The organism is Agreia sp. PsM10 (assembly GCF_030433855.1).
Classification (GTDB): domain Bacteria; phylum Actinomycetota; class Actinomycetes; order Actinomycetales; family Microbacteriaceae; genus Agreia.
The window spans coordinates 182,318-193,309 of record NZ_JARUXC010000004.1 but is presented as its reverse complement, the minus strand read 5'-3'; the positions used below and the strand labels follow the sequence as shown (position 1 = coordinate 193,309).

Annotated in this window: 9 protein-coding genes; 8 read left to right on the top strand and 1 reads right to left on the bottom strand. The window is 67.0% G+C overall.

The window, feature by feature from the left end:
- The gene (locus tag QCD70_RS06940) at positions 1-1,014 is read right to left on the bottom strand and encodes a LacI family DNA-binding transcriptional regulator (protein ID WP_367316703.1); all 1,014 of its coding nucleotides are present in this window, start codon (positions 1,012-1,014) and stop codon (positions 1-3) included.
- 237 nt (positions 1,015-1,251) lie between these two features.
- Here QCD70_RS06940 and QCD70_RS06935 point away from each other — a divergent pair, with 237 nt between their 5' ends.
- From QCD70_RS06935 to QCD70_RS06900, 8 genes are all read left to right on the top strand, one after another.
- On the top strand, positions 1,252-2,811 hold the full coding sequence (locus QCD70_RS06935; RefSeq protein ID WP_301214518.1) for a sugar ABC transporter ATP-binding protein: 1,560 nt from the start codon (positions 1,252-1,254) through the stop codon (positions 2,809-2,811).
- Positions 2,808-3,848: an ABC transporter permease gene (locus tag QCD70_RS06930; RefSeq protein WP_301214516.1), complete on the top strand. Its 1,041-nt coding sequence runs from the start codon at positions 2,808-2,810 to the stop codon at positions 3,846-3,848. The genes QCD70_RS06935 and QCD70_RS06930 overlap by 4 nt, the downstream gene beginning before the upstream one ends.
- On the top strand, positions 3,841-4,896 hold the full coding sequence (locus tag QCD70_RS06925; RefSeq protein WP_301214514.1) for an ABC transporter permease: 1,056 nt from the start codon (positions 3,841-3,843) through the stop codon (positions 4,894-4,896). The genes QCD70_RS06930 and QCD70_RS06925 overlap by 8 nt, the downstream gene beginning before the upstream one ends.
- A 44-nt stretch (positions 4,897-4,940) precedes the next feature.
- Complete coding sequence (gene rhaS, locus QCD70_RS06920) at positions 4,941-6,002, top strand: rhamnose ABC transporter substrate-binding protein (protein ID WP_301214512.1); 1,062 nt, start codon at positions 4,941-4,943, stop codon at positions 6,000-6,002.
- A 137-nt stretch (positions 6,003-6,139) separates the two neighbouring features.
- Entirely contained in the window at positions 6,140-7,588 is a 1,449-nt protein-coding gene (locus QCD70_RS06915; RefSeq protein ID WP_301214510.1) for an L-fucose/L-arabinose isomerase family protein, read from the top strand.
- 13 nt (positions 7,589-7,601) lie between these two features.
- The gene (locus QCD70_RS06910; RefSeq protein ID WP_301214508.1) at positions 7,602-7,952 is read left to right on the top strand and encodes an L-rhamnose mutarotase; all 351 of its coding nucleotides are present in this window, start codon (positions 7,602-7,604) and stop codon (positions 7,950-7,952) included.
- Positions 7,953-8,055: 103 nt separating this feature from the next.
- Positions 8,056-9,219 (top strand): L-rhamnose isomerase, encoded by a 1,164-nt coding sequence (gene rhaI, locus QCD70_RS06905; RefSeq protein ID WP_301214506.1) that lies wholly within the window; start codon positions 8,056-8,058, stop codon positions 9,217-9,219.
- A 223-nt stretch (positions 9,220-9,442) separates the two neighbouring features.
- Entirely contained in the window at positions 9,443-10,981 is a 1,539-nt protein-coding gene (locus QCD70_RS06900) for a DHA2 family efflux MFS transporter permease subunit (RefSeq protein ID WP_301214505.1), read from the top strand.
- Positions 10,982-10,992 lie beyond the last annotated feature (11 nt).

Genomic DNA, 10,992 nt, shown 5'->3' with positions numbered 1-10,992 from the left:
TCAGGTCGGCACCCGCGTGCTCTCGCGCGCCATGAGCTCGGGCTCGAACACGACGTGCTGGAACTCCGACCCGGCCGTGCCGTCGATCTCCGCGGTCAACAGCTCGGCGGCGGCCTTGCCCATGCCCCGGGTCGGCTGGCGCACCGAAGAGAGCGGCACCGCGGCCGATGCGGCGAAGTAGATGTCGTCGTAGCCGATGATCGCGATGTCGTCGGGCACGCGCACGCCCGCACGGGTGAGCGCCTGCAGCACCCCGAGGGCGAGCAGGTCGTTGGCCGCGAAGATCGAGTCGGGCCGCTCGGAGGGGTCGAGGGCGAGCAGTTCCTCCGCCGCATCCCGCCCCGCGTCGGCCGACATGTAGGGGCGCTCGATCACGCGCAGGGGTGCGATGCCTGCCTCGGAGAGAACGGACTGGGCCCCGTGCAGGCGTTCGCTCACCTGCACGACGGCGCTCGAACCCCCGATGAACGTGGGCCTCACCCGCCCGATGTCGACCAGATGCTGCAGGGCGATCTGTCCTCCCCTGCGGTCGTCGACCGACACCGAACTGAAGTCGCCGATGCCGCCGAACCGGTCGACGAGCACTACGGGAGTTCCGCGGCGGCGCAGGCGCTCGAGCCGGTCGGTGGTGCGGCTCACCGGGGTGATGAGCAGGCCGGCGACCCGCTGCTCCTCGAACAGATGCAGATACGACTCCTCGCGGGCCGCGTCTTCGGCGCTGTTGCCCAGAATGAGCGATCGCGACGAGAGGGCGAGGGTGTCTTCGACCCCGCGGGCGAGGTCGGTGAAGAACGGGTTGCCCACGTCGAGCACCATCATTCCGACCATGCGGCTCTGCCCCACCCGCAGCTGTCGGGCGGCGTCGTTGCGCACGAAGCCCAGCGTCTCGATCGCCTCGAGAACACGCTTCTCCGTGCCGGGGGCGACCTTCTTGGTGCTGTTGAGCACATTCGACACCGTGCCCACCGACACCCGGGCCAGGGCGGCCACGTCACGCACATTGGCGGCGACCATCATTCATCCTCCGGAAGGCGGTTCTTCGACACCGCGCAGGGAGCACGGCGGCCAGCGGACACGAGGGTGATCGGGATACAACCTTGTATCGATTCACCCCACCATACAGAGCGGATGCCCCGGCACAAGGTTGCGAACTGGTAACGGCCTTGACGCTGCCGCTCCCGTCGCCGTAGGGTTCCAACAGATTCGAGTTATATCGATTCAATCGTCCTCAACGTGGAGGTGCGCCAGCCCATGGCGAATGAAGTCCAGCACGGCATCGAGCCGCACCAGCCATCGGGCACCCCCGCATCCGGTACGCCCGCGCTCTCGCTCACCGGCGCATCCAAGACCTTCGGCCCCGTCGTCGCCCTGGCCGATGGAACCATCGACCTGCGAGCCGGCGAGATCCACGCCCTCGTCGGCGAGAACGGCGCCGGCAAGTCGACGCTCGTCAAGATCCTCGCCGGCGTGCACGCTCCGGATGGCGGCGACTTCGTGGTCGGCGGCGAGCACGTCGCGTTCAAGACCCCCGCCGACAGCAAGGCAGCCGGCGTCTCGGTCATCTACCAGGAGCCGACCCTCTTCCCCGACCTCACCGTCGCCGAGAACATCTTCATCGGACGCCAGCCGCGAAACCGCGCCGGCCTCATCAACCGCGGCGAGATGCGCCGCATGGCCCGCGAGCTCTTCGCCACGCTCGGCGTGCCGATCGATCCCGACCGCATCGCCGAGGGCCTCTCGATCGCCGACCAGCAGATCATCGAGATCGCCAAGGCCATCTCGCTCGACGCCAAGGTGCTCGTGATGGACGAGCCCACCGCCGCCCTCTCCGGCGTCGAGGTCGACCGGCTCTTCGGGGTCGCACGCGGCCTGCGCGACAAGGGCGCCGGCATCCTGTTCATCTCGCACCGCTTCGAAGAGGTCTTCGCGCTCTGCGACCGCATCACCGTGATGCGCGACGGCCGCTACATCGGCGTGCACAACACCAGCGAGGTCACCGTCCCGCAGATCGTGAAGGAGATGGTCGGCCGAGAGCTCGGCGCCCTCTTCCCGAAGGTGGATGCCCCGGTCGGCGAGACGGTGCTGTCAGTCGAGGGTCTCACCCGGCTGGGCACGTTCCGCGACATCTCGTTCGAGGTGAAGGCCGGCGAGATCGTGGCCCTCGCCGGACTCGTGGGCGCCGGCCGCACCGAAGTCGTGCGCGCGGTCTTCGGCATCGACCGCTACGACTCGGGCTCCGTCACCCTGCACGGCAAGGCTCTCCCCCCGCACAACCCTCAGGCGGCCATCACCGCCGGCATCGGCTTCGTTCCGGAGGACCGCCGCAAGCAGGGCCTCGTCATGGATCTCTCGGTCGCCAAGAACGCCACCCTCACCCTGCGCAGGTCGCTCGCCCGCTTCGGCCTCATCTCGGGCAGCCGCGAGCGCCGCACCGCCGAAGACTGGTCGAGCCGCCTGCAGGTCAAGACCGGATCGCAGGACTACGCGGTCTCGACGCTATCGGGCGGCAACCAGCAGAAGGTCGTGCTGGCGAAGTGGCTCGCCACCGAGCCGACGCTGCTGATCGTCGACGAGCCCACCCGCGGCATCGACGTGGGAACGAAGAGCGAGGTGCACCGCCTGCTCTCCGACCTCGCCGGCCGCGGCATCGCCATCATCATGGTCTCGTCGGAGCTGCCCGAGGTGCTCGGCATGGCCGACCGCATCCTGGTCATGCACGAGGGCCGCATCACCGCAGAGCTGCCCCGCGCCGAGGCCACCGCCGAACGCGTGATGAGCGCCGCCACATCGAGCCTGGAAGGTGCCCTGTGAGCATCGACACCGCGCGTCCACCCGTGCACACCGACCACGGCGGCCCGCTTCATGCCGTTCGGGGCTTCTTCCGATCCCGCGAGATCCCGGTCGCCGGCGCCCTGATCGCCCTGGTCATCATCACCACGCTCATCAACCCGCGGTTCCTCTCACCGCAGAGCGTCAAAGACCTCATGCTCAACGCGACGATCGTGATCATCCTCGCGGTCGGCCAGGCGCTCGTGATCATCACCGAGAACGTCGACCTGTCGATCGGTTCGATCCTCGGCCTCGTCGCCTTCGGCACCGGCTCGCTCTTCAACGCGTGGCCGGGCGTCCCCATCCCCCTCGTCTTCCTCGCCGGGATGCTGTTCGGTGCCGTTCTCGGGGCGATAAACGGATTCCTCGTGACGGCCGCGAAAGTGCCCGCGCTCGTGATCACCCTCGGAACGATGTACATCTTCAGAGGCATCCTCACGAGCTGGGCCGGATCGAAGCAGTACTTCTCGGGCGACAACCCCAAGGCGTTCGGCAACCTGAGCGTGGATGTCTTCCTCGGCATTCCGATCATCACGATCGTGGCCATCGTGGTCGTCATCGCGGTCGGCATCTTCATGCACTCGGTGCGGGCGGGTCGCGACCTCTACGCGATCGGCAGCGACCGGGATGCCGCACGGCTGTTCGGAATCGCCGTCGGGCCGCGCGTGCTCGCCGCATTCATCGCATCCGGCGCCCTGACAGGCCTGGCCGGTGTGCTCTACACCTCGCGCTACAACTCGGTCGGCGCGCTCACCGGATCGGGCCTCGAGCTCGACGTGGTCGCGGCCGTCGTGGTCGGTGGCGTCGCGATCTCGGGAGGAACGGGAACCGTCTTCGGAGCCGCGATCGGCGCCGTGCTGCTCTCGACCATCACGAGCTCGCTCACCGCGACCCGGGTCGACAAGTTCTGGCAGCAGGCCTTCGTGGGCATGCTGATCCTCGCCGCCATCATCGTCGACCGCGCCGTGTCGGTGCGCAATGCCCGCAAGCTTCGAGTGAGTGAGTCCCGCGATGTCTGAAACACTGAGCCCGAACATCGTCAAGGCCAGAAGCGGCCTCGCGAAGCGCCTCACCGGCAGCGACGCGATCATCATCTACATCCTCGTCGCCGTGATCATCGTGTCGATGATCTCGGTGAAGTTCTTCGCTTCGACCCTCACCGTGGGCTTCCTCTCTATTCAGGTGATCCCCATCCTGCTCATCGCCATGCCCATGGCCCTCGTGATCATCTCGGGCGAGATCGACCTCTCCGTCGCCTCCATCGCCGGCCTCACCAGCGCGGTCATGGGCGTGCTGTGGCGCGACTCCGGCTGGGACATCGGCATCGTGATCCTGGTCTCGGTGCTGGTCGGCGTGGTCTGCGGCGTCTTCAACGGCTTCCTCATCACGACCCTCGGCCTGCCGTCACTCGCGGTGACGATCGGAACGCTCGCCCTCTATAGAGGACTCGCCCTCGTGGTGATCGGCGACCAGAAGGTGGCGAACTTCCCGAAGGAGCTCAACACCTTCGTGCTCTCGAAGATCGGCGCGACCGGAATCCCCGTGGTCATGATCTTCGTGGTCATCATCATCGCGTTCTTCGCCGTGCTGCTGCACTTCACCCCGTTCGGCCGCGGCCTCTACGCCCTCGGCTTCTCGAAGGAGGCAGCCACGTTCGTGGGCATCCGGGTGGGGCAGGCCAAATTCTGGCTGTTCGTGGGAACCGGCGTCGTGTCATCCATCGTCGGCGTCTTTCTCACCCTGCGCCTGGCCAGCGCCGGCCCCGACAACGGAACCGGCATGGAGCTCAGCGTCATTGCGGCCGTACTGCTCGGCGGCGTCTCGATCTTCGGCGGCAAGGGGTCGATCCCGGGCGTCGTGGGAGGCGTACTGCTCATCGGCGTTCTGACCTACTCGCTGCGCCTCGCGAAGGTGCCCGAGACCGCCCTCATCATCGTGACCGGAAGCCTGCTCGTGCTGTCGGTCGTGGCCCCGAGCATCGTCTCGTGGGCGCGCGAACGACTGCGGCTCGCCCGTGTTCACCGAGTCGTCCAGCAGACATCGTCTTCTGGTTCACCCCACGCCTAAAGCACCAGGCGTCCGCACAAAATCACACGAAAGAAGGAAGAACAATGGAGTTGTTTTCTCGTAAGTCGCGCGGCGGTCGCCGCGCAGCAACCGTCGCCGCGGTCGCGGTCTCGGTCGCGCTGCTGGCAACCGGATGCGCCGCGGGCGGATCGACCGACGGCGGCACCGATTCGGCGGGCGGCGGTGGCGACAACACGATGGCGTTCCTGCCCAAGCAGCTGAACAACCCGTACACCGACGTGGTTCTGGGCGGTGGAGAGGACGGCGCGAAGGAGGCCGGCTTCACCTCGCAGGTCCTCGGCCCGCTGGAGGCGAGCGCCAGCGCTCAGATCCCCTTCATCGAGCAGGCCACGCAGGAGGGCTCGAAGGTCATCGTCATCGCCGCGAACGACCCGGATGCCGTCGGCCCGTCGCTGCAGACGGCTCGCGAGGCCGGCGCCAAGATCGTGGCATTCGACTCCGACACCAACCCCGACTACCGCGACATCTTCATCAGCCAGGTCGTCGCGAAAGACGTCGCCCTGATCCAGCTGGAGATCATCTCGGAGCAGATCGGCGGAGCCGGCGACATCGCGATCCTCTCGGCCACGGCCACGGCCACGAACCAGAACGAGTGGATCAAGTACATGGAGGAGGAGCTCGCCTCGAACCCCGACTACAAGGACATCAAACTCGTCGCCAAGGTCTACGGAGACGACGACGCCGACAAGTCCTTCCAGGAGACACAGGGCCTGCTCTCGTCGTACCCCGACCTCAAGGGCATCATCTCGCCCACGACGGTGGGCATCGCGGCCGCGGCCAAGTACCTCTCGACCTCGGACTACAAGGGCAAGGTCGCGCTGACCGGGCTCGGACTGCCGAACGAGATGCGCGAGTTCGTGAAGGACGGCACCGTGAAGGAGTTCGCTCTCTGGGATCCGGCACAGCTCGGCTACGTCGCCGCGTTCGCCGGCAAGGCGCTCGTCGACGGAACCATCACCGGCGCCGAGGGTGACACCTTCGACGCGGGCGACCTGGGCGAGATCACGGTCGGCGAGGGCGGTGTCGCGATCGTCGGACCGCCCACCCGCTTCAACGCCGACAACATCGACGACTACGACTTCTAAGAAGTAGTCACCCCCTCGATCTCGATACGGCCGCGGGCGGCCTACTCGATCAGCGCAGCGTGTGCGCTGATCGAGTAGGCGCGAGGAACGAGCGCCGTATCGAGATCACTCCCCGCATCACCAGAACGGACGGAACCATGAACGATCTCCTTCCTCCGAAGAAGCACCGCCAGACCCGCATCGGCCTCGTCGCCGGCGGCCTCGCCGCCTACTGGCCCCAGTTCCCCGAGCTCCTCCCGCAGCTGCAGGAGTCGAGCCGCTACGTCACCGGCCGCTTCAATGAGCTCGACGCCGAGACGATCGACGTGGGCTTCGTATCGGATGCGCAGGAGGCCACGGTCGCGGCCGAGAAACTGCGGGTCGCCGACTGCGACCTCATCGTCATCTTCCTCACCACCTACCTGACCTCGTCGATGGTTCTGCCGATCGCCCAGCGCGCCAAGACCCCCGTGCTCGTGATCGATCTGCAGCCCACCGAGGCCATGGACCACGCCAACTTCGACACCGGCAAGTGGCTCGCCTACTGCGGCCAGTGCCCGGTGCCCGAGGTGGCCAATGTCTTCAAGCGGGCGGGCATCCCGTTTCGCAGCGTCTCGGGCCACCTGAAGCAGGAGTCCGCCTGGGCGCGCATCACCCAGTGGGTGCATGCCGCTGCCGTTCGCGGCGTCCTTCGCAACGCCCGCCACGGCCTGATGGGCCACCTCTATCCCGGCATGCTCGACGTGTCGACCGACCTCACCCTCGTCTCGACGCAGTTCGGCTCGCACGTCGAGGTTCTCGAGTTCGACGACCTGAGGGTGCGGGTCGACGAGGTGACGGATGCGCAGGTCGCCGACCGCAAGGAGCTCGCCCGGCGCCTGTTCACCATCGACGACTCCGTGAACGACGACGACTTCTCGTGGGGCGCCAAGGTCTCGGTCGGACTCGACCGGCTGGTCGAGGACTTCGACCTCGACTCGGCCGCCTACTACCACCGCGGCCTGCAGGGAGAGCAGCACGAGCGCCTCGGCGCCGGCATGATCCTGGGCTCGTCCCTGCTCACGGCTCGCGGCATCCCGTTCGTGGGCGAGTACGAGCTGCGCACCAGCCTCGCCATGCTCGCTGCGCACACCATCGGCGCCGGAGGCTCGTTCACCGAGATCCAGGCGCTCAACTTCGTCGACGACGTGGTGGAGATGGGTCACGACGGCCCCGCGCACCTGCAGGTCTCCGAGCGCGACCCGCTGCTGCGCGGCCTCGGCATCTATCACGGCAAGCGCGGTTACGGCGTCTCGGTCGAATTCGATGTGAAGCAGGGCCCGGTCACCACGTTCGGCATCGGTCAGGATGCCGATGGCAGCTACTCCTTCATCACCAGCGAGGGCGTCGTGAAGCCGGGTCCGCTACTCGCTATCGGCAACACGACCTCCCGCGTCGACTTCGGCGGCGACCCCGGCGAGTGGGTCGACGAGTGGTCGCAGACGGGAATCGGCCATCACTGGGCGCTCTGTGTCGGACACCGGGCCGCAGACATCCGGGCCGCCGCCAGCCTTCTCGGAATCGAGCACCGACACGTCGACATGCGGGCCCTGCCCGCGTGGCGCTGAGAGAGGGAGCCCTATGACTGTGCAACGCGTCTGCTTTCAACTGCAGGTGAAGCCCGACCGCATCGAGGCGTACCGCGAGGAGCACGCCGCCGTGTGGCCCGACATGCTCGAGGCGCTGGATGCGACGGGCTGGCGCAACTACTCGATCTTCCTGCGGCCGGATGGTCTGGTGATCGGCTACTTCGAGACCGACGATCTTCAGGCGTCGCTTGACGGGATGGCAGGCACCGAGGTGAACGCACGCTGGCAGGCGGCGATGGCCGAGAACTTCGTGGATCTCGACGTGCCCGCAGACCAGGCCTTCGACTACATCCCCGAAGTATTCAACCTCGCAGACCAGCTGGCCGCCGCCCATCGATTGTAAAAGCTCTACCCAGCAACTAATCTAGACACAATTGAATCGATTCATCTGGGCGTCGGCCCGAGGTGGGCCGGCTCGCACGACTTAAGAAATACGGAGAATTCCAATGGTGCAATTCAGCGACATCGCCCAGCAGCTCGAGGGGCAGTCGATCGAACTCCCCTCCTGGGCGTTCGGCAACTCGGGCACGCGATTCCGCGTCTTCGGAACCCCGGGCACGGCCCGCAACCCCGAGGAGAAGATCGCCGACGCGGCGCAGGTGAACAAGTACACCGGGCTCTCCCCGAAGGTGGCCATCCACATCCCGTGGGACAAGGTCGACGACTACGCCGCCCTCGGCGCCTACGCCAACGACCTCGGTGTCGAGCTCGGAACCGTCAACTCGAACACGTTCCAGGACGAGGACTACAAGTTCGGCTCGCTGACCTCGTCGAACCCGGCCGTGCGCCAGAAGGCCATCGACCACCACTTCGAGTGCATCGACATCATGGATGCGACGGGCTCGAAAGACCTCAAGATCTGGCTCGCGGACGGCACCAACTATCCGGGGCAGGACGACATCCGCGGCCGCCAGGACCGGCTCGCCGAGTCGCTGCAGACCATCTACGACCGCATCGGCGCCGAGCAGCGCCTGGTTCTCGAGTACAAGTTCTTCGAGCCGGCGTTCTATCACACCGACGTTCCCGACTGGGGAACCTCTTACGCCCAGGTCGCCGCGCTCGGCGAGCGCGCCCTGGTCTGCCTCGACACCGGTCACCACGCGCCCGGCACCAACATCGAGTTCATCGTGGCCCAGCTGCTGCGCCTCGGAAAGCTCGGCTCGTTCGACTTCAACTCGCGCTTCTACGCAGACGATGACCTGATCGTGGGCGCGGCCGACCCGTTCCAGCTGTTCCGCATCCTCTACGAGGTCATTCGCGGCGGCGGCTACGGCCCCGACTCGGTCGTGGCCTTCATGCTCGACCAGTGCCACAACATCGAGGCCAAGATCGCCGGCCAGATGCGCTCGGTGCTCAACGTGCAGGAGATGACGGCGCGCGCACTGCTCGTCGATCGCGCCGCCCTTACCGCGGCACAGGAGTCCAACGACGTGCTCGGCGCGAATGCGATTCTGATGGACGCCTTCTACACGGATGTCCGGGGTCCGCTGGCGCAGTGGCGCGAGTCGCGCGGTCTTCCGGCCGATCCGATCGCCGCGTTCCAGGCATCCGGTTACCAGGAGAAGATCTCGGCCGAGCGCGTCGGCGCGCAGGCGAGCTGGGGCGCGTAGCGACCCGCTGATCCCACCGTATCCGCGCCCGCTCGGCGCATCCGCCGCCCCTCGACAGGGCGCGTATGCACCGGGCGGGCGCGTTCGTGTTCGAACTCTTTCGAGTGTCGGAGGAATAGTGGAGAGTGGAGGCAGGTTCTCCCGATGAAGCGAATTCCGCGAGCCGTTGCTCCGCTCGCCTCCGCTGCCTTTCTTCTTTCTTCCCCTCAGCCCTGGAGTTCTCGTGACTGATCGCCTCGCACCGCCCACAGACTCCGTACCGGCCGTCGCGCCGTCCACCGCTTCGGGGTCGCACGACGCACCCGCGTCGCCCTGGGCCGAAGATCCCGCGCTCGCCGGGCGCAACCGCCTCGTCATCTCGCTGCTTCTGGTGTCGGCATTCGTCGTCATCCTGAACGAGACGATCATGAGCGTGGCGCTGCCCGTGCTCATGACAGACCTCGACATCGCCGCCGAGGCCGCGCAGTGGCTGACCACCGCGTTCATGCTCACCATGGCCGTGGTCATTCCCATCACCGGGTTCCTGCTGCAGCGCTTCAACACACGGCCGGTGTTCCTCGCCGCGATGGCGCTCTTCAGCGCGGGCACGTTCATCTCGGCCATGGCTCCGGGCTTCGAGGTCCTGCTCGCGGGCCGGGTCATCCAGGCCAGCGGAACGGCCATCATGATGCCGCTGCTCATGACCACCGTGCTCAACCTCGTTCCCCCGGCAACCCGCGGCCGCACCATGGGCAACATCTCGATCGTCATCTCGGTGGCCCCGGCCATCGGCCCCACCATCTCGGGGCTCATCCTCAGCGTGCTCGACTGGCGCTGGATGTTCTGGATCGTTCTGCCCATCGCCGTCGGTTCGCTCGTGCTCGGCTTCCTCAAGATCCCCAACGTCACCGAGCCGCGCAAGGCTCCCCTCGATGTCTTCTCGGTCATCCTCTCGGCCTTCGCGTTCGGCGGGCTGGTCTACGGCCTGAGCTCCCTCGGCGGCGAAAGCGCTGAGGGCGCGATGCCCGGCTGGCTGCCGCTCGTCGTCGGCATCGTGGCGCTGGCCGTGTTCATCCTGCGCCAGGTCTCGCTGGCCCGTCGCGAGAAGGCGCTTCTCGACCTTCGCGTGTTCCGCTCGGGCACCTTCTCGGTGGCCATCGCGATGCTGGCGATCAGCATGATGGCCCTCTTCGGAACCCTCATCATCCTGCCGATCTACACGCAGAGCGTCCTCGGCCTCAGCACCCTCTCCACGGGCCTGCTCCTGCTGCCCGGCGGGCTGCTCATGGGCATCCTGGCGCCGTTCGTCGGCCGCATCTACGACCGTTTCGGGCCGCGAGTGCTGCTGATTCCGGGATCGATCATCGTGAGCGCCGCCTTCTGGGGCATGACCCTCTTCACCGCCACCACAGCATGGGGCTGGGTGCTCGTCGCGCACATCGGCATGAGCCTCGGCCTCGCGCTGCTGTTCACGCCCCTGTTCACCGCGGGCCTCGCGTCGCTCACTCCGAAGCTGTACTCGCACGGCAGTGCCGTGGTGGGAACAGTGCAGCAGCTCGCCGGGGCAGCCGGAACCGCCCTCTTCGTGTCCGTCATGTCCGCACGGGCGATCGCCCTCTCGGGTGGCAGCGCACCGAGCGCGGTCGACACCGCCGGAGGCATCCACGCGGCCATCATGTACGGCGCGTTCATCTCGCTCGCCGCGATCGTGATCAGCTTCTTCGTAAAGGCACCCGCCCAGTCAGAGGGAGCCCCGCACGACGCGGTCCCTGCGGCCCACTAACCCGCTTCGCA